The following is a 22443-nucleotide window of genomic DNA, read 5'->3' as shown; positions in this document are numbered from 1 at the left end:
AATCTAACCTACAAAGCAATATTAGGTACAGTTGATCGTAGAATTTGGCTTTTTATCGATCTCATAACATTTAGTAGTAGAACTCCCTGCATAAATCTAGGAAAATAGTGCTCTTTATTTTAGCCATCAGCGAACTGTTTTTTCGCCTCGATTTGGAAAGTTGCATGAAGTTTGAAAAATTAGGTCAGTCGGGGCGCGCCCGTCGTGGCCGTTTGACTCTTGAACACGGCATCGTTGAAACTCCTGTATTTATGCCCGTGGGTACTTATGGTACGGTCAAAGGTATGTTGCCACGTGACATTGAAGAAATTCAGGCGCAAATTATTTTGGGCAATACCTTTCATTTGTACTTGCGCCCAGGCCTTGAAGTCATCAAAGAGCATGGTGGATTGCACGATTTCATCAAATGGAATAAGCCAATCTTGACCGATTCTGGTGGTTTTCAGGTGTTTAGTCTCGGCGCAATGCGTAAGATTAAAGAAGAAGGCGTGACGTTCCGTTCACCGATTGATGGCTCAAAAGTATTTTTGTCCCCTGAAATCTCTATGGAAATTCAGCAGGTGCTTAACTCGGATATCGTGATGATATTTGATGAGTGTACGCCTTATCCTGCAACCCATGAAGAAGCACAAAAGTCTTTACAACTTTCGCTACGTTGGGCAAAACGCTGTAAAACCCATCATCATGATGAACTGAAAAATACCAATGCATTATTTGGCATTATTCAGGGTGGCATGTATGAAGATTTGCGTGATGAATCCTTAAATGGCTTGCTTGAAGTTGGTTTTGATGGTTATGCGATTGGTGGTTTATCAGTCGGTGAGCCGAAAGATGAAATGATCAAGGTGCTGGATTATCTGCCAAATAAAATGCCGCATGATAAACCACGTTATCTGATGGGCGTTGGGAAGCCTGAAGATATTGTAGAAGGGATTCGTCGCGGGATTGATATGTTTGACTGCGTGATGCCCACCCGTAATGCGCGGAATGGACACTACTTTGTGACAGACGGTCTGGTTCGCATCCGTAATAGCAAGTATCGTCATGATCAAAGTCCGCTTGATCCGCATTGTGATTGTTATACGTGCAAAAACTTTACTCGTGCCTATCTGTATCATCTTGAAAAATGTGGTGAAATGCTGGCATCGATGTTGGGAACTATCCATAACTTACGTTATTACCAGCGCTTTACCCAAGATATCCGAAATGCTTTGGATCACGGGACTTTCGATGAATTTGTGACAGACTTTTATACCCGTCGTGGTTTAGAAGTTCCCGCTTGTCCTGTAGATTGATGCAACTAGATTTGCGCTCAACAAAAAGACAAGGTAAATTGCAGAACGAACTCGTATTTTGTCAGGATTTGACAATCCTTTTTTAATTTAGGTTTTAAGTTTAGGAAATCGAAATGAGCTTTTTAATTTCTTCTGCTCACGCAGCACCAGCAACGGCACAAGGCCCAAGCATGGTCACCAACTTACTGATGATTGCAGTATTTATTGCGATCTTTTATTTCTTGATCTGGCGTCCTCAATCTAAACGTGCCAAAGAGCATCGTTCCCTCATTGAGAGTCTAGGTGTTGGTAGTGAAGTCGTTTTTGCGGGTGGTTTGATGGGCCGTATCACCAAAATCGAAGGTGATTATGCGGTGGTTGAACTGAATCGTGGTAATGAAGTTAAAATTCAACGCGCAAGTGTGATTTCAGTTCTTCCTGAAGGCACTCTAAATAACCTTTAATCATAAAAACAGTCGTGCATGTTGCACGACTTTTTCATTTTAAGAAGAAAGCGAATGCGTTACCCTGCATGGAAATATGTACTGATTGTGGTTGTACTCATCATCAGTACACTCTACGCGCTGCCAAGTTTGTATCCAGATGAACCTGCTGTTCAGATTTCAGGTGCCAAAGCCGGTACTCAAATTGATCAGAGCATTGTACAAAAAGCAGAGCAAATTTTAAAAACTGCCCATATTCCTAGCCATGACAATACCTTCAGTGCCAATGCGGCCTTGTTGCGTTTAAGTTCATCTGAAGATCAGCTGAAAGCGCAGGATGTCTTACGTCGTGATTTAGGTGAAAACTACGTGGTGGCACTCAATCTTGCACCCACAACCCCAGAATGGTTGCAAAAGATTGGGGCGAAGCCGATGAAGCTTGGTCTTGACTTACGCGGTGGTGTCCACTTCCTGCTTGAAGTTGATATGGACAAAGCCATTGCGCAACGTATGGAAACATCGGCAAGTGATATTCGTCGTCAATTCCGTGACAACAACATCAAATTCAATAGTCTTTCACTCAATAACAATGCGATTAACGTTCAGTTTGCCAACAATACTGATCGTGATACGGCGATGGATTTCTTACGTCGTAATGGCAATGAATTCACCCAACAGGCTGTGGCAACGGATAACGGTTCAAGCTTGCGTTTGACTTATACCGATGCTCGTCGTCAGGAAATTCAGTCTTATGCGGTAAATCAGAACTTAACCACACTGCGTAACCGTATTAATGAGTTAGGGGTGGCAGAAGCACTGGTACAAACTCAGGGTAATAACCGCATCGTGGTGGAATTACCGGGCGTACAGGATACTGCCGAAGCGAAACGTGTTTTAGGCCGTACAGCGAATCTGGAATTCCGTTTGGTTTCAGATCAGAACGATCAATATATTGACCGTTACACAGGTAAATATAATGGTCAGCCATTACCTCCAGGTACAGAAGTATTTGCGTATGAATCATTGGATAGTGGTCGTCAGTTATTACTGAATCGTAATCGCATTTTGACAGGTGAACGTGTACAAAATGCAAGTTCTGGCTTTAGTCAGGATACAGGTGGTGCAGAAGTGAACATCACACTGGACAGTGCGGGTGGTAAACTCATGGCGGATGCTACACGTAATTCTGTCGGCAAGCGTATGGCGGTATTGTTTATTGAAAATAAACAACGCATTAGCTATGTGGCTGATCCTGTGACAGGTGCGCAAACTGAAGTTCGTACGCCTTATACAGAGTCGGTAGTCATTAATGCCGCAACCATTCAAGCCGTTTTGGGTTCACAATTCCGTATTACGGGACTTGCATCTCCACAAGAAGCTTCTGAACTTGCCTTGATGTTACGTGCAGGCGCATTGGCAGCCCCAATGTACTTTGTTGAAGAACGCGTCGTCGGCCCAAGCTTAGGTCAGGAAAATATCGACAAAGGGATATTATCGACCGAAGTCGGCTTTATTTTAGTCGCCATCTGGATGATCGTATTCTTCCGTCTGTTTGGTTTGATTGCCAACTTCGCCTTAGTGTTTAACCTTGCCATGATTTTAACCGTCATGTCGTGGATTGGCGCTTCCCTCACCCTACCAGGTATTGCAGGGATCGTGATCACCATCGGTATGGCAGTTGATGCCAACGTTCTGATCTGTGAGCGAATACGAGAAGAAATGAAATGGGGTGCTTCGCCCAAACAGGCGATTGTGGCAGGTTATGATCGAGCTTATAACACCATTTTTGACTCGAACCTCACTACGTTCCTTGTTGCATTTATTCTATTTGCGATTGGGACAGGCCCAATTAAAGGCTTTGCTGTCACCTTAATGATTGGTATCGTCTGCTCGATGTTTACTGCAATTACAGTAACTCGTGCGATTGTCCAGCTCATTTATGGCAAACGTCGTAATTTGAAAAAGTTGAGCATATAAGGAGATCGATGATGACTGATGTGACTCAACCTAAACAATACGGCCGTCCAGACAACGAACGCATTATCCCATTCATGAAGATCGCCAAACCAGCGGCAATCTTCTCGATTCTACTGACCCTTGCCAGTATTTTCTTTATCGTGACCAAAGGTTTAAATCTTGGTCTTGATTTTACGGGTGGTATCTCAGCAGAAATTAATTACTCGCAGCCTGTCAATCAAGCTGCGGTAAGTCAGGCTTTGGAAAAAGCAGGCTTTAAAGATGCTGTAGTGCAAACTTTAGGCAGTAATAAAGACCTGCTGGTGCGCATGCCTGTACAAGAAATTAAAGTAGATGACTTAGGTAAAGCGATTTCTCAAGCGGCTCAACTTCCAAACAATACTGCGATGGTTCACAAAGTCGATGCAGTTGGTGGACAAGTCGGGAATGAGCTTTATATCCGTTCTGCGGGTGCTGTGGCTTTGGCACTTTTGCTCATGCTCATCTATGTCACCATCCGCTTTGAGTTCAAACTGGCACTCGGTGCGATCATGTCATTATTCCATGACATTCTGATCATCATTGGGGCGTTTGCATTGTTCCAATGGCCATTTGACCTGACTGTTCTTGCAGCAGTATTGGCGGTGATTGGCTTCTCACTAAACGATAATATCGTCGTGTCAGACCGTATCCGTGAAAACTTCCGTAAGATTCGCGGTGCCACTCCACGCGAGATCGTTGATATTGCACTGACTGAAACCTTACGTCGTACTATCCACACCTCTATGACATTACTCCTTGTGGTAGTGTCGATGATGTTCTTGGGTGGAGATGGCTTAAAATGGTTCTCTGTCGCGATGTGTGTCGGGGTATTTGTCGGAACTTATTCTTCGATTTATATCGGAACAGCCTTTGCCTTATGGCGCGGCCTAAACCGTCAGGACTTCATCGTTCAGGTTAAACCTGAGTTTGAAGATGATATTCCTTAAATATCTTTGAAAAGTTAAGACGTAAAAATGCCAGTGAAATACTGGCATTTTTTTGATGATCCATTTGATCAAAGCTCTTTATTTTCTAGTTCTTTCTCTCTATCTAATTGTCTTTGACGCTCTTGCTGATTGATACCCTCAAGCTTTATGAGCAAATAAACAATCGCATAGTAGTATCGAGTTAATAAGGCGAAAAATAAGAACGTATAAAATGAAGATAAGTCCATCGTTCGTTTCGCAATAAAAAATTTCTCATAAAGTTCACTACCTAATGAACAAAAAGCACAAATTAAAAATAAGTAATAAAGACAACTGATATCCCGATCAGTGATTTTTAATTTCATATGGTTTTCCAATTTATTCTCTAAAAGTTTTATGTATGCATATTTATAATCTGAATGTTAGGCACAATAAACTGACCGCATCCCATGCCCGAACGCCAAGCCACACTCAGCATAGCATGTCCTAAATCAAAGCATTGATACGCAAAGATACCTAAACGTTCATCGATAATCTGACCATTGTCGTGTGTTGGATGCATCTGAGTATTTAAGGTATTTAAATCCAGACGAATCCCCATACCATGCGCTTTTAATAATGCCTCTTTGGTGGTCCAGACCTTAAACCAATAATTGATGTCTTCCCCTAAAGCTTTCCAACATTGGTATTCTTGCGGATGAAAAGCATGTTGAGCCAGTGCTTCAAAGCGGATTTTGCGATCTAGGCTTTCTATATCCACACCCAAATCCTGAACATTTAAACTCAGTGCCAATGCATAGTCATTCTGGCTATGCGAATGATTAAAATTCAAGTGTTGATTTTCTAAGAAGGGTTTTCCCTGTTCAGCCGTTGCATACTGCAATTGTAAAATAGGCACATGTAAAAATTTTGAAATTAATTCATCACGATACTGATAAATTTTGTTTTTTTTATAAGCTTGATACTCGGCACGATTAGCAAAATCCTGAACGGATAATTCAAGAAGATCAGCCAATGATCGAATATACACTTGAATGTTTTTCATGCTCATTGGCTCACTTCGGGATAAAATTATTTTAGACTGAGTTAAAACTTAACAATATCCCCTTTTAGCGCCACACTTGTCACCGCCATGCCTTTATAGCATTGGTAAGTCGTGCGACTTTTCGCTTCATTGGATTTGAAATAGCTCACAATATTGGTGACTGCATTGCCACCTTTAGCCTTTGCTGCACTTTGTAACTGAATCAGAGCTGAACGTAATACTCGATCACAAGAGCTTTCAGCAGACTTGGCAAAGCCATTGGTTTTTTTATTGGTAACAGCCCCCTGTTGTAAAACCTTACCACCTGATTTTGTTCCACTCAAATAAAACTTTACAGAACCATCTAATGTTCCATCAGCGACTGCACGATCCACAGCCGCTTTAAAATCTAGATCATGCACTTGATCTGCTGCCTGTACAGTTCCCATTAATCCCATACACAGTACAGCAAAGCTGAGTTGTTTCTTAAGTGACATTGTTGTATTCCTCTTATTTCAGGTTTTTAAAAATCAAGGAGGTATTAATTCCCCCAAAAGCAAAATTGTTACTCATGATAATATTGGCATTTAAAGGTCTTGCCTGCCCTGTAATATAATCCAGATCACCGCAAAGCGGATCAACCTCATCCAGATTTAGGGTTGGAATGAATTGCTTCCGATGCATCATCTCGATGCTTAGCCAAGCTTCAATCGCGCCACAAGCGCCAAGCGTATGACCAAAATAACTTTTCAGTGAGCTAATCGGTTTTTTACCAAGCACTTGCGCGGTCGCTTGAGTTTCAGCAATATCTCCCTGATCAGTCGAGGTACCATGTGCACTAACATAATCAATCTGATCCGCCATTAATCCTGCATCTTTTAAAGAGAGTTGCATACAGCGCGCCATCACCTCCTGATCAGGACGGGTGACGTGTTGTCCATCGGTATTACTGCCATAACCCAAAATTTCTGCATAAATTTTTGCGCCCCGTGCTTTGGCATGCTCATATTCTTCTAAAATTAAGCAACCAGCTCCCTCACCAATCACTAACCCATCACGTTTTTGATCAAATGGCCGCGGGGTTCGTTCAGGCTGATCATTCATGCCACTGGTGGCCAATAACACATCAAAAACCGCAGCCCCAGCCGCGCTGAGTTCTTCTGCACCGCCAGCCAGCATCACGGTTTGTTTGCCGTACTTAATCGCTTCAAAAGCCTGACCAATCGCCATAGAACCTGAAGTACAGGCACTCGATGTCGGTAAGGTTAGACCTTTTAAACCGAAATAAACGGTCATATTCACCGCACTGGTATGTGACATCATTCGGATATACGTGGTCGCATTCATTTGGCTCATGTCGTTATCAATCAACATACAACCAAACTCACGTACGGCATCGACACTTCCCGCAGATGAACCAAATGCCACACCTGCATCGCCACTTTTTAAAATGGGATCATTTAATAAACCTGCATCTGTCAGCGCAGTTTCAGCGCAGACCACCGACATCAAGGCTACTCGGCCCATTCCGCGTGTGACTTTGCGATTAAAATGTTTGGGAACCGTAAAGCTTTCGACAGGCCCACCCAGCTTGGTGCGCAAATCAGTATATTTCTCCCAATCGGGCATATAACGAATGCCACTTTTAGCCTGAGCAAATTGTTCAAAAATCGTATCTGCAGTTTCACCAAGCGAAGTAATGCCTGCCATACCTGTGACCACAACACGCTTCATTAGATCAGCCCTCCATTGACTGAAATCACTTGTCGTGTGATATACGATGCATCATCGGAACACAAAAATTTCACGACACTGGCGACTTCATCCACATTTCCCATACGTTGTAATGGAATCATTTTTAAGGCATGTTGCTTGACTTCTTCAGTCACCATTTCAGTTTCAATTAGACCTGGAGCGACACAATTGACCGTAATTTTCCGCTTTGCCAACTCTAGTGATAAAGCTTTGGTCGCCCCAATTAAGCCTGCTTTTGCTGCACTATAATTCACTTGACCACGATTACCCATCACCCCAGAAACCGAAGATAAGGTTACAATGCGTCCCCCTTTTCTCAAATGAATCATCGGCATAATTAACGGTTTAAGCACATTATAAAAACCATCCAGAGAGGTCGAAATCACGTCATCCCATTCATGATCACTTAATGCTGGAAAAGCAGCATCATGAGTCAAACCCGCATTTAAGACGACACCATAAAATGCACCATGAGTTTCAACATCTTGCTCAAGCATCTGACGCACAACTTCACGCTCAGTCACATCAAACATCAATACGTGGCTGTTTCGTCCCAAATCTTGAATTTGCTGTGCTACAGCCTGCGCTTCTTCAATACGCGAACGCGCATGAACCGTAACATCAAAACCTGCCTGTGCTAATTGCAAAGCAATCGCTTTACCAATCCCCCGACTTGAGCCAGTGACTAAAATTCGTCTATTCACACATTTTCCTTATTATCTTGATCGCCTGTCGGCTCATAAACACTTAAGAGGGCTGAGATTTTATGATTTTTATACGCAATCTCACAGGCAAATTGTCCCAAACCTTCATGTAAATATTGCTGCTCGACTCGAATGATCAAGGTACTTCCCATTTCAAAAAAAGGCATGGGCAGATTTAATTTACGAGTTCCCAATAAAAAACCAACTTTGGGAGTATGACCTTGCTGTTGCCCTTTCCATCCTGAATAGGCACTAATGGTTTGTGCCATCAGTTCGATACTCGACCATGTAGGTAAACCCTCTGCCTCACAAAATAAGAGTGCTGGACGAATGTTCAGATTGGCAACGGCAGATTGTTCAGATATCTCCACTAAATCATCGATAAATACCATCGGTTCTTGATGAGGAATATATTGAATTGCCTTTTCCTGAATATTCATGGCAAAGTTCTTCCAAAAATTAAGCTGACATTACTGCCACCAAAGGCAAATGAATTACTCATAACATAATTTAAAGGTCGATCAACAATTGTTTGTGGACTGACCTTACTGTGATTAACAAAATGTTGATCTGCAAGCTCAGGATCAATTTCACCTTGTTGATGCAATGGCAACCATGTCTGATCCAGCAAAACCTGTTGGCAAATATAAGCTTCAACGGCACCCGCAGCCCCCAGACAATGTCCTGTTTTGTGTTTGGTGCTACTCATCGGCACACGATCATCTGCAAAAACCTGCCGTACCGCCTTAATTTCCATCGCATCATTTTGTGGCGTGGCTGTACCATGTAAATTCAAATAAGCAATCTGACTGGCATTCAACTGAGCATTTGCCAAAGCACGTTGCATGGCTTGAGCCGCCCCTAGTCCTTCTGGATGCGGTGCAGAAATATGCCATGCATCCATCGATTCACCACCACCAAGAAACATTACTGGAGCAGAATCTTTGGTTAATAGAAACAAACTAGCGGCTTCGCCAATGTTAATCCCATCTCGTTCAAGACCGCATGGCTGACAAATATCCTCAGATAAACTTTCCAGACTATTAAAACCATTTAAAGTTAAACGACATAATGTATCAACGCCGCCCACCAAAACAGCATCAGCCAGATTTGCATTGAGTAACCGTTGCCCAGCAATAAATGCTTTGGCGCTGGATGAACATGCGGTTGAAACTGTGTAAGCGGCCCCCTGCCAACCCAAATAGGCCTGTAGACCTTTGGCCAGTGCATTCATTTCCTGTTTATGATGATCAATCATTAGCTCGGTTTTGCCATGAAAATATGCTGCTAGAAGCGGTTCATTATCGCCAATACCCGAAGTCGATGTTCCCATGACAATCGCTAAACGATTAGGATGGATGTTGGCTGTTAAATCTCGCAAAGGGATTTCAATTTGTTGTAAAGCCGTCACAGCAAAACGTAAATTACGAGATGACCAAGCTTCACAGTCATTTGGTAAGTTTTCTATCAAATGTCCTGTATATGCCCCTACCCAAACTGAACGCTCAGGCAGCCATTCAGATTGTATAGATAAGCTGGTTTCTGGCAGGTTTAAACGCTGATGCAACTGTTCAGGACAATTGCCTAAAGCCGAAAGGCTACTGCTCAGTTGAATACCAACAGCAGAAGAATGTTGTTTTTGTTGCATCATTTTATCTATTCATTGGACTGTAAAGTATTTTCAATCGGTGAAAACGTCATTTGATAAGGCACCTGTACATTTTCGAGTTCCATCTTATCTTTTGATAGATATTGAATCTTCAAAACCAATTTTTTTTGAATATAAATTTCGCCACCTGCTGCATAGATTTGATCCTGAATAAGCTCAGGATGGATCATGGCTTGTTGTTGGGCAAAATCAGGATAGGTTGCCAGCAAAATATCCCGAATTAAAAATTCAAACGGTAATAAACGCATTTGCTCGATACGCTGTTTCACCTGAATATGCTGACCATTATATTCAACCTGAAATAATTGCTGTCCCGTTAAACTTAAAGCAATGAGCTCTAATACCTGTCCTTGTTGCTGCTGATAGAGTAGAAAACTAAAACTCTTTCCATGCCATTGCACATCTACCTGATCCTGACGCTGATACGCTTGCTGTTGCCATGTCGCATTTTCAAGACCTACAGCTTTTGGCATGAGCTGTTGACAAGCTGTACATGCCGTAAATATACAACTCAATAACAGCAAGCGAATCGATGACATCTTAAATTTCCGATAACTTTGCTGGAGAAGCATCTTCACGACAGTATTCAGCCAGAGTGGTGAGGCGACGTTTGGCATTTTTATACATCGGATTACGTTCGTCCCATGCATAACCTGCCAGAAGTGACGCGATCATCCGTTCAATCTCAGGATTTTTATGTGTGGAAAATACTACATCCTGAAACTCGCCCGTATACCATGCTTCCACATAGGCACGAAAAACGTTGATTCCCTGACGAAGGGGTTGCTCATATTCTGTTAGCCAGTCGATTTGTTCACCCTTGATTGCACGTTCCACCAGTGGAACCGCCAAACTAGAAGATTTCAACGCAATGGTTACACCTGATGAAAATACTGGATCTAAAAACTCTCCAGCATTACCTAACAAGGCATAATTGGGCTGTGCCAGATGTTTAACATCAGCCGAATAACCGACCAACGTTCGTACAGGTGTATCAAATTTAGCCTGTGCTAGAATTTTAGATAGACTGGTATCGTCTGCCAAAATTCGTTTCAGTAAAACTTCATTTTGATCCTGCTCGGCATTGCCAGTCAGATAGTCATTAAAAAAATCCTGCTCGGCAACCACACCAAATGAACTTCGTCCATCTGCAAAAGGAATCAACCAAAACCATGCCCGATGATTTTTATCATGCACAGTAATCAGGATTTTATGACGATCAAATTCAGGATTGTTAGCAATACCATCTTCAATATGGGTAAACAATGCACGGCGTACAGGAAAACTCGAAGGCGCTTCTAAATCTAAAAATTTAGGTAAGATTCGTCCAAAACCACTGGCATCCAATAAAAATTTTGCCTGTAGTTGATAGGAGTCACCCTGTTCAGGTTGAATCGTTAAAATCGGCTGTGCTGTTTCAACATCGACCGCAATGACTTCGTGCCCAAATCGAATATCTGTACCTAAAGCTTGCGCCTGCTCGGCCAATAAGCGATCAAAATCAGCGCGGCGAACTTGCCATGTCGTGCCAGGCCCTTCGCTAAACTTTTGGGTAAAATCATAAAAGCTACGTTGTTTTCCACGTAAAAATGCTGCACCATTTTTAAATTGAAAGGCGCATTTTTCAACATGGTCGCGTACAGTATCTAATAAACCCGCTTCTTCTAAAAAGACCATACATTGAGGCAATAAAGATTCTCCTATCGAAAAACGCGGAAAATGCTGTTTCTCAATAATGCAGACTTTAAAACCTTTTTGACGTAATAAAGCGGCTGCTGAACTGCCAGATGGTCCTGCCCCAATAATCATGACATCTGTTTGTTGTATCGTATTTTGTTGCAAATTTTGCATGGCACATTGACCTTTTTAATCTCAGCTCTTTGACTGATAACGTGAAATCACCACATGTTGCTCATCCGATGGCGTAAACAACGTGGCATAAATAAATGAAAAAATGACCCCAAAAAGTACCGTTAAACCAAAACAATGAATCGCATAAGTATGACTTAATGATAATAAACCAAAGCCGAGCAAAGTTGACATCATACATAAGAATAATGCCATCCCAACCACTTGCGGATGATCATGACCATGTCGATAAAAAATCGCATAATCCACACCAATCCCCACAATCAGAAAAGTCCCCATGATACTAAATAAATTGAGTTCAACGCCCAACCAAGCCTGTATCGCAAAAGTCGTAAGTAATGCCAGACTCACTGGCATCACCAACGGCACAATAGAGCGCCAGCCATAAATCACACCTAGACCGATCGCCAGTGCAATCAAGGCATAGACAAATAAAGACTGTGCCTGTAAACGATGTTGTTTAAATAAATCGGATAACTGCATCATCGGTTGTTGCAAAATTACTTGCTCGTTTTGCAACTGTTTTAAGGCACTGACATCCTTAACTCCATTTAAAAGCACCAAACGCTCGTTAGAACGAACCTGTAAAAAGGCCAATGGATGCTGCTTAAAATCCTGTAGTGACAATAACGGTAAAGTAGCTAATTGTTGCTGCCATGTTTTTACGTCATTTACGGATAAGCCCATATTTTGCGCATACTGCTCTAACACAGATTCTGGAATCGACTGAAGCTGGGCAATATGTTGTTGCTGTTGTTGCTGCGTAGGAATCCATTGTCCTAAAGCCTGAAAACTTGTGAGTTGATCTTGATGTTGTAAATGCTGTAACTTTTGAATCAACACTTGTTCATTGGCTTGCATTTGTTCTGGCGTATGCCCCCGCACCACAAAATAATCGCTACCCTGCTGCCCCATAAAGCGTTCGCGCACATACTGGTCTTCCTGCTTTAAGGATTTATCCATACTTTGCAAATTGCGAATATCATCATTGGTTTTTAAGAAAAATAAACTACTCACTCCAATGCACACAATACTCAACAAAGTGACATAGCGAATTAGTCGATGCTGCTGAAACCAGATTCTAAATTCACCAATCCACTTTAATCGTTGAATGGCAGGCTCAGCATTTAAAGCAGGTAAACGCGGCAATAATAAAATACTGGTCAACCATGCCGAAGCCAAACCCACAATGGAAAACACAGCGATTTGTTTAAAGCCCGGAAATGGCGTAAAACTCAAAAACACATAGGCCACGATGGTGGTCATCAATCCCATAAACAAGCTCGGCAATAGCGGACGTAGAACATCAAAACCACTCAGCTTACGGTGCTGAGATTGCATTGCCATAAAGTAAAAGGAAAAATCGACACAGACACCAATTAGACTTGCCCCAAACACCAAGGTCATCAGATGAATTTCACCAAAGATCCAGTGGGTGGCGGCAAAAGCCACTAAACACCCTGTCGAAACAGCAACAAACTCAGTCAATAAAGGGCGTAACGAACGGAAACCAAACCAGACCAATAGCATTAGCCCCAGACTTGAACCCACACCGATGGTCGAAATCTCCTGTTTTGCCGACTGCGTACCATAGTTGGAAAATAATAAAGTGCCCGTCCAGTGACTTTGAACATTCATCTGAGCAAGGTGTTGTTGCGTCGTATCAATCCACGCTGAAGCTTGCTCCTGATAATCAATGTTATAAGGGCTTTGTTTTAATTTTAGGCTAAACAACCGTGAAATTTTGTCATGATCATGAATCGTAGCAAATCCGTTTTCCAGTTCAACATTGTCATGTTGTACTTGTTGACTCTCTCCAAGCAAATAACGGCTAAATAGCATCAACGGATCTTGTTTTAAGCTCTCTGCGCTAATCGGCAAACCCGGTGTAAACAATTGCATCAGGCTTTTTTCAGTTAAACTTGCATAATCTTTTTGATCAAGTAACTGTTGATCTTCTGCACTCAATAAACCTGCACGATGCTGATATAAAATTCGCCCGAGTTGTTCCGTATCTACTTGTGGCTGTAACGGTTCAAACAACGAACTTTGGCTCACAGCACGTTGTAAATCATCCGTTGCTTGTTGTAGCTGCTGACTATTTTGAGCATCAATCACGACAAAAATATTACTATTTAACTGTTCACTGACATAGTGCTGCGTCTCAGCTAAATCTGCATCCTGATTCAGTTTAGGCAGTAAAGCAAAAATATTGGTCTGAATATGAATCTCTTTTTTGAGCCATGCCACACCCATGATCAAACTGATCACCATGAGCATGACCAGCCAGACCACGCTACATTTATTTTGCCAATTGGAAAAGTGCTTGTTCATCAGTCGTGAGTGCCGCTGGTTGTGAATGTTGCTGACTAAAATGAATCGTGGTTATATTACGACCTTGTTCTGCAATCACAATTTGATTGACATATTGTTGTCCCTGTACATCGACCTGTACAAATAACTTTTTAAATAAGCTGCTTTTAGGACGCAAACTGATTGACCAGCCTTGGGCGGTGATACTGGTTTTATTGACGGTAAAATGTTGATCTAAAAGTGCTGAGTTACCCGACATCAATTGCAAAAATAAAGTCGCAACTGAACCATAGGGTGACTTGCTGACATCAAGCTGACTCATGGTTTTTGCTGTTTTCTGAACCAGTTTTTTAGGTGTTACCACAAGGTCTGCTTGGACTGGACGCTGTAACTGCCACAACACACCATTACTTTTAGCAAAAACCACATCACCGTTGGAAACAAAAGTTTTTTGGAGAGATGCCAGTTTTTTTTGCTGTTCAAATTTGGCTCGTACCAGCGTAGTTTGTGAAAGCTGTTTAAAAATCTGTTCAGCTTGTGGCGAAGCTGCCTGCACAGTAACCGAAAGACTTAAAACCCAAAATACGAAAGTTGTGAGTAGAACAAAATTAAATCTTTTTTTATGTTGATTTAAAATAGCAGCCATCATGGTTTTTGCTCCTGCGCGGGTTGAAACTCAGACCATGCATTCAGACAATCAAATAACACTTGCGGAGACTGAAAACACATTTCCCGTGTTTGAATTTCAACGGCGACCTGCGTGGTATAACCTTTGGTCAGTCGTTTTCCAGTCGCTTCATCAAAAATCACATAATCAATTTTTAAACGATTTTCCCACTCTTTTAAAATCGCACGTACCCGAATTTTTTGCTCAAACTGAATGCCCTGTACATAGCGTACATGGCTTTCAATCACAGGCCACGCATAACCTGAAGCCTGCATTTGCATATAGTTATAATGAAACTGATCCAAAAGCTTACAGCGCGCGATTTCAAAATACTTGAGATAATGCCCATGCCAAACCACATTCATAATATCGACATCATGAAAAGGAACCTCAATAACGACTTCAGCTTGCATAAGCTTGCTCCTGTTGCAGCATCCAATCCGTATTAGACAGTTCAAAGTTGGCAAAACGATCCATTATTTGTTGTAATTCAGTTTGTAATGGTCGGTCTTCCACCACCAATGCAAAACTGTGTAAAGTCCAGTCCATAAATGCTCGCAGCACTGGCGAAAGCTGTTGGTTTAAGCCTTTTAAATGAATCGCCTGCACACTGGCACAACATAAGGCAGCGACCACTTGTTCAGTCAATACAATCACACGTTCGGCATCTCGTGCCGCAATTGTGCCCATGCTGACTTTATCCTGATTGTGACATTCCGTTGAACGCGAAAAAATGGAGGCCGATAAGGTTTGTTTCAATGCTTCGGCCGTCCATGCCGATACGCCAATTTGTACCGCTTTAAAACCATGATTTAAAGGTAAACGGTCTGCTGTTGCACCCGTTAAATTACGCGGTAAGCCATGGTTCATTTTATGATCGACCAATTGCGCTAATTGCCGATCCAGTAAATCGGCAATATTGGCAATCATGATTTTTAAACTATCCATCGCTTGGGCAATATGTCCGCCATAAAAATGCCCACCATGTAAAACCCGTAGATTGATCGGATCAATCAAAGGATTGTCATTACTCGAATTCAATTCATTTTCAATAAATTGACGTAACCAAACTTTAGAATCTTCAAAAACACCAATAATATGCGGTGCACAACGTAATGAGTAACGATCCTGCAAACGTGGACTTTGGTGGGCTGTCTGTACTTCGCTTTCTAGCCAGTCACGTAATTGTGCTGCAACTTTCTGCTGTCCTGCATGTGGCTTTTGAGCAAACAGCACTTCATCAAAATGTGTTGGATTGCCTTCTAATGCCAAAACATTTAAAGCAGTAATTAATGTTGCAGCATGGGCAACTTGCTCAGCACGTTTATAATTTAAACATGCCATTGCTGTCATGACGGCTGTTCCATTCATTAAAGCCAGCCCCTCTTTAGGGCGCAAAATCAAAGGCTCAATACCTTTTGCTGTATACACCTGTTGGACAGGTACAATTTGACCTTGGTAATAGACCTCTCGCTCACCGACCAATACCCCCGCAATATAAGAAAGCGGAGTTAAATCGCCGCTCGCGCCCACAGAACCTTCGGATGGAATGACAGGAATTACATTTTGATTGATTAACCAGACTAGACGCTCTAATAACGCCAGTGAAACCCCAGAATAACCTCTTGCCAAAGAACATAATCGTGTAACGACTACCGCACGCGCAGCCACCAGTTCCAGATTTTTACCTAAGCCACAGCCATGAAAACGAGAAAGATGTAAAGGCAGTTCATTCACCTGATGCGCAGGCACTTCAACTAAACAAGAATCTCCATAGCCTGTTGTAACCCCGTAAATAACCCCTTCCTGCTCTAATAATTCATCCAGAAAGTCTGCGCCTTTTTGAATAAAATCACGCCACGTTTGTTGTTGGGGTAATGAAACCTGACAATTCCCATGTGCAACACGTACTACATCTTCAATAGTTAATGGCTCTATTCCTACGGTAATGAATTGTTCTATGCCCGTATTTAATATACTGTTATTCAATTTACTTCGTCCAAAAATGATAAAAATTAAACCATTGATATGGTGCGCGTAAGCAATGCTGTTCAAGCAAAGCCACATATTGTCGAGTCAACGTTTGCATGGCTTGCATACGGGTCTTTCGCGGTAAATCGATGACATCTGCAATTTTATGAATATGCACTTCAAAATGTTGCTGCTGTCGATAACAAAACACCGCCAAAACAGGCACTTTGAGTAAACTTGCCAGTATCCACGCACCCTGTGGCCATAGTGCATCTTTACCAAAAAATTCAATCTGTTGAACGCGACTAGACTGCACAGGCGCACGATCTGCCGCGACAATCACCCATTCGCCTTGCTGCATTTTTTCTTCTAATAAAATAGCTGTTTCTAGCCCCAACTCATCGACAGAAATCAGATTCACGTCAGCTTGATCATTGAGTTTTTTCAGAAAAGCATTAAATTGTGTGGCGTGTTTTTGATAGACCAACACATTAATTTTCTGCGGATGCTCTGATTTAACAGCACGTAACAGTTCAATATTGCCAAAATGCGATACGACTAATAATGCACCTTTCTGGTAAGCCTGTTGAAAATGCTGATGACCAAACAACTGTAACTGTTGTTCAGGGATATTCCCAAGCCAGCCTTCCATTTTATCCAAAATACTGATTCCGAACTGGACAAAATGCTGATAGCTATTTGCCCAAGACGGTAAAACCGAAAATGGTGAATGACCACCTGCAAATACATGTAATTGACGCAAATAATCAAGTGACGCCTGTCGTGCAGAAACTGCAAATAGCCAATACCACAGAATAATAAAGTACAATACGACCTTACATAACCAACGCCCACCCAAACGATAAAAATAGAGCACTAGCGTGAGTAGCCCCAGTCCACCTCGCTCTTTATGATTGCTCCAGTTCGAAGATTGGCGCTGCATGTTTAGCCTTGTATTTTTTGTTTAATGAGTTTGGGCAAACGCCATAGCATACCAGCAAATAAGCGCGCATGTGCCTGACTCATTCCCAGATTATCGCGCCAAACATCAAAATGAGAAATCCCATGTTCAGGATAAATCACAGGCGTTGGGACATTGATAAATTTGGCATTTTCCCACTTTAGACGGACTAAGATTTCACTGTCGAAGCCCATACGTGGTTGGAACTTTGCTTGTTTTAAAATTTTTAATGTTGGTGCTAAAGGATAGATCCGGAAACCACACATGCTGTCTTTAATATCAAAAGACAAACTATTAATCCAAACCCAGACATGCGTGACATATCGCCCATACAAGCGTTTTTTGGGGACGGATAAATCAAATACAGGCTGTCCAATCACCACAGCATCAGGATGTTGCTGCGATAACTGCAAAAACTGATCAATATCTGTCCATTGATGTTGTCCATCCGCATCTAATTGCAAAGCATGGCTGAGTCCCATTTGCCCTGCATAGTTCAATCCCGTGATGACCGCCTGACCTTTACCCTGATTATGATCATGCTCAATCAAATGAAGCTGCGCATAAGCCTGATCCAATGCCCTCAATCGCATGGTACATTCATCATGACTACCATCATTCACCACAATTATAGGTAAATGATACTGGCTTAGAGCTGCCATTAATTCATCAAGATAATGCGGATGATTAAACACAGGAATAACGAAACCATAAGTTTGCATCAAACTGTCTCCTCATCCGAATCTTTCAATGCAAATAACAAACGCCCTGATGCCAAAGTTTGCTGTACACCAGATAGCTCAAAACTCACTTTATGCTGTTTGCGCGTCAGTTTTAACTCAATAACATGATAAGGCTGGATTAAATGTTGAAATTTAAGTTGTTCATAACCATTGCACCAGTCTAAATCCCCCCAGATTTGTCTGGCAAATGTCTGAATAAATCCAATCTGCCCCACACCAGGATAGATCGGTTGAGTTGGAAAATGACCTTTAAAACACAGTAGTTCGGGCGTAAATTCCAGTTTCAGTTGATGGCATTCATCTACTTGCAAACGCGACAAAACCACAGGTTGCAGCATTGGCTGAAACAAACTTTTTAAATAATGTTTATCCAATTTTGACTGCGTGTTTTGGGGTAGTTCTGTCAAAAAACGCCATAACCGGGGAGTTGCGATATTTTCCAAGCCACTACGTAATTGTTGTTTTATTTCAGATACAAATGCGTGTTTACCTTTGCATTGTAACTGTTGACGTGCGGCATCGTGCAAAACCACAATACATGCCAAAAACTGACGCTGTTCCTGCTCGATCAATAAAGCATGACATTGTTTTACCGCTGCTAAGGCTTGAATCGTTTGTTCAATCGCATCCAAACTCAGACGTTTTTCTTCCAGCTTGATCAAACGATCGGCACGACCCAATAATTTAAATCCAGTTTTTGGGTTATTGGCATTTTCCCATTCTGCCAGATCCCCAGTTTCAATCCAGTCAGAACAAAAGGCGTGTTCCGTTTGTACATTTAAAAGCTGTTGCTGGATGTTAATATTCACATCTGCAAAGGCTTGCCATGCACTTTCATCTTCAATTCGATAGGCAATTCCACCCGTTTCTGAGCTGCCTAAAATCTCAGTAATCGTATAATTGAGTAAGGGTCGAACACCATTTTCCAATTTTCCGCCAGAAGAAAATACCGCCTGACTATCTACGAGTTTTAGATCTAACGTCCATCGTTTGAGTAAAGCTGGACTAGAAATCACATAGTTTTGCAGTCTAAATTCAGCAAACTGTTTTTGGATGGCAATCACATCTTCTGGGAAAGCCAATTGCGGGATATAAAAACTTCGTCCCGTAAATAATGGCCAGAGCAGTTTAAACAATAAACCGTAAATATGCTGATGGCTAACCGTCGCCAATGCAATGACTTGTTCAGTTAAGCAAAATGTCTGATCGAGTCCCTGCACTTCCTTAAACAATTGCGCTAAAGTGCGTTCAATCCGTTTCGGTTCACCGGTTGAACCAGAAGTGTAAAAATCGATCTGCGCTTGATCAAGAAAAGTTTGACTCAAATCAAGTGAGAAATTCGAGTTCACGTCAGTAAAAGTTTGGCGTGATAAAAAATAAATATGTTGTGAAGCTAAATTTTGTTCAAGCTGTGCCACCCGATGTGGAGGCAACACAATCCTTTTCTTTGCTTGAAGTGCTGCAAACAATAACACCAGAAACTCATAGCTGTCTTGATGCCAAAGTGCCCAGATGGATTCAGGTCGCAAAGAAAGTAATTGCGCCTGCTGTGATACATCTTGCCAAAATGCAGCAAAAGAAATTTGCTGTTGGTCAAAGGTAATCGCTAAAGTCTGTTGTGACTGAATAAATGGATTAAAGGAATTGTTCATCATTATTGTTTAAACGCTGATGGCGTTTTCTTAAAATAAATTCACCAAGTAAAAGAATGCCCATGAGGACATAAGAAATAAAGCCGTTATATAACACCCAAATCTGAGTCGGTGCATAAACAATCGTACACCAAGCCATAGCAGCATTGAATATAAAAAAACCACACCAGACTATGGTGACTTTTCGCGTCCAATTTACTCCCGACTCAGGTAAATCGGGCTGCATGATTCGTGCGAAACGCTCAATCATGGAAGGTGGTCGCCATAAGGTCGATGCAAATATACCCAAAGCTCCCAGACTCATCAGAACTGGATAAAATTTAAGCCATGCATGATCATTCAACATCACGCTTAAACCACCACATAAAATGGCAAACATAGAAAGTGGCCATAATAATGCATTGGATTTAAACACAAGGCGTGACATCCCCACCATCACCAACAATATACTGACGGCAAAAAAATGACCGTTGGATAAACTCCAACCCACAATAAAAGGATAAGCAATGAAAAAAATCGCTGTTATCCATTTCAAAAAGTGATTCATTAAGCGGTCATATTCTGAATAACAGTCACAACATCGTGTACTGTTCTGACATTTTTAAAGTCCTCAGGTTTGACCTGCTTCCCTGTCAATTCTTTAATTTTGACGATTAGATCTACTGCATCAATACTATCAACATCCAGATCCGAATATAGATTGGATTCTAATTGGATTGTTTCAGGCTCAATTTCAAATAAATCCTGCATCCATTCACGTAAGGTCGAAAGAATGTGTTCCTGACTTAACATAGCTACCTCTTATACTTCTTGTTGAGCTTCAACCAAAGTCACTAGACTTTGAATTGAGCGAAAATGCTGTTTGGTCTCATCCGATTCAGCATTTAAATGAATGTTGTAACGTTTTTTGAGGGCAAGCCCTAATTCCAAAGCATCTATTGAATCTAGCCCTAGCCCCTCTCCAAATAATGGCGCCTGATCATCAATATCCTGAACGGTGATGTCTTCAAGTGCTAAAACATCAATAATCATTTGTTTTAATTCGTTGGCCAAATTGCTCATTTAGATAACTCTTGCTTAAAAAATTGCTGTAAATACTGATTGAGGGCACGGACATTTTTAGGACTGACCGTCAAATCAGAAAGTACCTCTGAAATATGAATGGCATCCAAAATTTTAATCTCAATATGAAAGGGCTTCGCAGGAATGTGATACCACTTTTCGTTTTTGGTTAAAGTCGTGGGTGTGCAACGAATTAACACAGGTCGAATCGGAACATCGGCACGAATTGCAATATTGGCAGCGCCACGCTGAAACTCATTAATCTGTTCATCTTTTTGTGTCCTCGTTCCTTCAGGAAAAATAATGAGTGATGCAGCATTATGTTGCTGTAAGCTTGTCACGCAATCATGGATAAATTGATTAGATCCTGCATTTAAAACGTAACCTGCGCTGCGCACAGGACCTCGTGTAAATGGATTTGACCAGAGCGACTGCTTTACTACGCAATTGGCTTGTTGCATCAGCCCAATTAAAACCACGACATCAATTAAAGTCGGATGATTAGCGATCACTAGTTCTTGTCGACTTTGCTGTAGTTTTTCCAGACCTTCCACCGAATAAGTCATGATGCCCAACTTGACCATCATTTCGGTAAAGCCTTTAAAACTGATACAAATCACCTGTTGAGCACGTTGTCGACGAGTCGCCTGATCCTGTGCAGTTAAATTTACCAAAGGTGCAACCACAGTCGCGATTGCCACGCCCCCAATACCAAAACTGGCAAAACTGAAACCGGTTGCTGCAACACGCCAAATATAATTGATCTTATTGTTTAATAATGCCCGATTTAACATTTTTGCCATCCTAGCCATGCTGTTTGATGCTGATCTTGCCAGAAGGAATAAAAACTGAGCGCATCAATATCCTGAGTCTGCTCAACTGCGCTCAACTCGACATTGGCATGTTCCAAGCTCAGTAAAGTCGATAGTGCAAATGGCTCAAAAGCTTGTCGATCCTGATAAATTTCAGGTAATGGCGCGTCATAATAAACCACTAAAACGCTTTTAATCTGAGGCTGAGTTTTTAAAATCGCATAGGCTTCGATCATTGCTTCTGACCAGCCGCAACTTAAACTGGTCGAAATGGTCTCGTCTTTACACAAAATAGAATAAAGACCCGCAATGGCATTATGAACCGAAGTTGAAAACTGTGTAGGTGATGGCGTTTGATGGGTCAATACATCTTGTAAAATACCCAATGTTTTGGCTTCATCGCCATACTGAGAAGCCCATACAATATAGTCAGCAGATTGCTGCGCCAGAGTTTGCATGGCGGCATTTATCGCCAATTTTGCCAAAGGCGAAAGTCGTCTGCGCTGCATTGCAGGCAAAGACTCTAATGCTGTACAGTCATGTTGTGTACAACACAGTCGAAGCGCAGAAAGATGAAATCTGATCATGCTGAATGCGAGC

General features: G+C 41.8%; 25 protein-coding genes. 4 read left to right on the top strand and 21 right to left on the bottom strand.

Annotation, left to right across the window (positions count from 1 at the left end; translation table 11 throughout):
- Positions 1–164 precede the first annotated feature (164 nt).
- The 4 genes from tgt (at position 165) to secF (ending at position 4662) form a co-directional block, all read left to right on the top strand.
- Positions 165–1295 (top strand): tRNA guanosine(34) transglycosylase Tgt, encoded by a 1131-nt coding sequence (gene tgt / locus J500_RS13650; protein WP_034700095.1) that lies wholly within the window; start codon positions 165–167, stop codon positions 1293–1295.
- 113 nt (positions 1296–1408) lie between these two features.
- Positions 1409–1738 carry a preprotein translocase subunit YajC gene (gene yajC, locus J500_RS13645; RefSeq protein ID WP_004994792.1) on the top strand — a complete coding sequence of 110 codons (330 nt, stop codon included), beginning with the start codon at positions 1409–1411 and terminating at the stop codon, positions 1736–1738.
- A gap of 54 nt (positions 1739–1792) precedes the next feature.
- Positions 1793–3694, top strand: coding sequence for a protein translocase subunit SecD (gene secD, locus J500_RS13640; protein WP_004994794.1), 1902 nt, complete (start codon positions 1793–1795; stop codon positions 3692–3694).
- Between the two features lie 8 nt (positions 3695–3702).
- Positions 3703–4662: a protein translocase subunit SecF gene (gene secF / locus J500_RS13635; protein ID WP_010588618.1), complete on the top strand. Its 960-nt coding sequence runs from the start codon at positions 3703–3705 to the stop codon at positions 4660–4662.
- Between the two features lie 68 nt (positions 4663–4730).
- On the opposite strand, the gene J500_RS13630 is transcribed toward secF, so the two are convergent.
- Genes J500_RS13630 through J500_RS13530 form a run of 21 tightly spaced genes read right to left on the bottom strand, consistent with a single transcriptional unit; the run spans position 4731 to position 22430 of the window.
- Entirely contained in the window at positions 4731–5006 is a 276-nt protein-coding gene (locus J500_RS13630; protein WP_004994797.1) for a hypothetical protein, read from the bottom strand.
- A gap of 29 nt (positions 5007–5035) precedes the next feature.
- Complete coding sequence (locus J500_RS13625) at positions 5036–5692, bottom strand: 4'-phosphopantetheinyl transferase family protein (RefSeq protein WP_034700092.1); 657 nt, start codon at positions 5690–5692, stop codon at positions 5036–5038.
- 35 nt (positions 5693–5727) lie between these two features.
- Entirely contained in the window at positions 5728–6162 is a 435-nt protein-coding gene (locus J500_RS13620; RefSeq protein ID WP_004994802.1) for a hypothetical protein, read from the bottom strand.
- A 13-nt stretch (positions 6163–6175) separates the two neighbouring features.
- Entirely contained in the window at positions 6176–7399 is a 1224-nt protein-coding gene (locus tag J500_RS13615; protein WP_004994804.1) for a beta-ketoacyl-ACP synthase, read from the bottom strand.
- On the bottom strand, positions 7399–8124 hold the full coding sequence (locus J500_RS13610) for a 3-ketoacyl-ACP reductase FabG2 (protein ID WP_004994807.1): 726 nt from the start codon (positions 8122–8124) through the stop codon (positions 7399–7401). Before J500_RS13610 ends, J500_RS13615 begins: the two co-directional genes overlap by 1 nt.
- Positions 8121–8558: a hotdog family protein gene (locus J500_RS13605; protein WP_227613812.1), complete on the bottom strand. Its 438-nt coding sequence runs from the start codon at positions 8556–8558 to the stop codon at positions 8121–8123. Before J500_RS13605 ends, J500_RS13610 begins: the two co-directional genes overlap by 4 nt.
- Before the next feature lie 2 nt (positions 8559–8560).
- Positions 8561–9775 (bottom strand): beta-ketoacyl-[acyl-carrier-protein] synthase family protein, encoded by a 1215-nt coding sequence (locus J500_RS13600; protein WP_004994811.1) that lies wholly within the window; start codon positions 9773–9775, stop codon positions 8561–8563.
- Between the two features lie 5 nt (positions 9776–9780).
- On the bottom strand, positions 9781–10332 hold the full coding sequence (locus J500_RS13595) for a DUF3261 domain-containing protein (RefSeq protein ID WP_004994814.1): 552 nt from the start codon (positions 10330–10332) through the stop codon (positions 9781–9783).
- A gap of 1 nt (position 10333) precedes the next feature.
- Complete coding sequence (locus J500_RS13590) at positions 10334–11644, bottom strand: NAD(P)/FAD-dependent oxidoreductase (RefSeq protein ID WP_004994815.1); 1311 nt, start codon at positions 11642–11644, stop codon at positions 10334–10336.
- 21 nt (positions 11645–11665) lie between these two features.
- The gene (locus tag J500_RS13585) at positions 11666–13996 is read right to left on the bottom strand and encodes an MMPL family transporter (RefSeq protein WP_034700087.1); all 2331 of its coding nucleotides are present in this window, start codon (positions 13994–13996) and stop codon (positions 11666–11668) included.
- The gene (locus J500_RS13580) at positions 13965–14624 is read right to left on the bottom strand and encodes a LolA family protein (RefSeq protein ID WP_004994818.1); all 660 of its coding nucleotides are present in this window, start codon (positions 14622–14624) and stop codon (positions 13965–13967) included. The genes J500_RS13585 and J500_RS13580 overlap by 32 nt, the downstream gene beginning before the upstream one ends.
- The gene (locus tag J500_RS13575) at positions 14621–15055 is read right to left on the bottom strand and encodes an acyl-CoA thioesterase (RefSeq protein ID WP_004994820.1); all 435 of its coding nucleotides are present in this window, start codon (positions 15053–15055) and stop codon (positions 14621–14623) included. The genes J500_RS13580 and J500_RS13575 overlap by 4 nt, the downstream gene beginning before the upstream one ends.
- Positions 15045–16631 carry an HAL/PAL/TAL family ammonia-lyase gene (locus tag J500_RS13570; protein ID WP_004994826.1) on the bottom strand — a complete coding sequence of 529 codons (1587 nt, stop codon included), beginning with the start codon at positions 16629–16631 and terminating at the stop codon, positions 15045–15047. Before J500_RS13570 ends, J500_RS13575 begins: the two co-directional genes overlap by 11 nt.
- A 1-nt stretch (position 16632) precedes the next feature.
- On the bottom strand, positions 16633–17556 hold the full coding sequence (locus J500_RS13565; protein WP_004994828.1) for a hypothetical protein: 924 nt from the start codon (positions 17554–17556) through the stop codon (positions 16633–16635).
- Positions 17557–17558: 2 nt separating this feature from the next.
- Complete coding sequence (locus J500_RS13560; RefSeq protein WP_004994830.1) at positions 17559–18296, bottom strand: glycosyltransferase family 2 protein; 738 nt, start codon at positions 18294–18296, stop codon at positions 17559–17561.
- Positions 18296–19972 (bottom strand): AMP-binding protein, encoded by a 1677-nt coding sequence (locus J500_RS13555; protein ID WP_034700084.1) that lies wholly within the window; start codon positions 19970–19972, stop codon positions 18296–18298. Before J500_RS13555 ends, J500_RS13560 begins: the two co-directional genes overlap by 1 nt.
- Complete coding sequence (locus J500_RS13550; protein WP_004994834.1) at positions 19953–20516, bottom strand: septation protein IspZ; 564 nt, start codon at positions 20514–20516, stop codon at positions 19953–19955. Before J500_RS13550 ends, J500_RS13555 begins: the two co-directional genes overlap by 20 nt.
- A complete protein-coding gene (locus J500_RS13545) occupies positions 20516–20761 on the bottom strand; it encodes an acyl carrier protein (RefSeq protein ID WP_004992699.1) in 246 nt (81 codons plus the stop codon). Before J500_RS13545 ends, J500_RS13550 begins: the two co-directional genes overlap by 1 nt.
- 9 nt (positions 20762–20770) lie before the next feature.
- Complete coding sequence (locus tag J500_RS13540) at positions 20771–21031, bottom strand: phosphopantetheine-binding protein (RefSeq protein WP_004992697.1); 261 nt, start codon at positions 21029–21031, stop codon at positions 20771–20773.
- Positions 21028–21825, bottom strand: a complete 798-nt coding sequence (locus J500_RS13535) for a lysophospholipid acyltransferase family protein (protein ID WP_004994837.1) — start codon at positions 21823–21825, stop codon at positions 21028–21030. Before J500_RS13535 ends, J500_RS13540 begins: the two co-directional genes overlap by 4 nt.
- Positions 21819–22430 (bottom strand): beta-ketoacyl synthase chain length factor, encoded by a 612-nt coding sequence (locus tag J500_RS13530; RefSeq protein WP_034700080.1) that lies wholly within the window; start codon positions 22428–22430, stop codon positions 21819–21821. The genes J500_RS13535 and J500_RS13530 overlap by 7 nt, the downstream gene beginning before the upstream one ends.
- Positions 22431–22443: the final 13 nt, after the last annotated feature.

The organism is Acinetobacter sp. 479375, from assembly GCF_000581715.1.
Taxonomy (GTDB): Bacteria; Pseudomonadota; Gammaproteobacteria; order Pseudomonadales; family Moraxellaceae; genus Acinetobacter; species Acinetobacter ursingii.
Note: the sequence above shows the minus strand (reverse complement) of the source record. Positions and strands in the feature narration are given on the sequence as shown.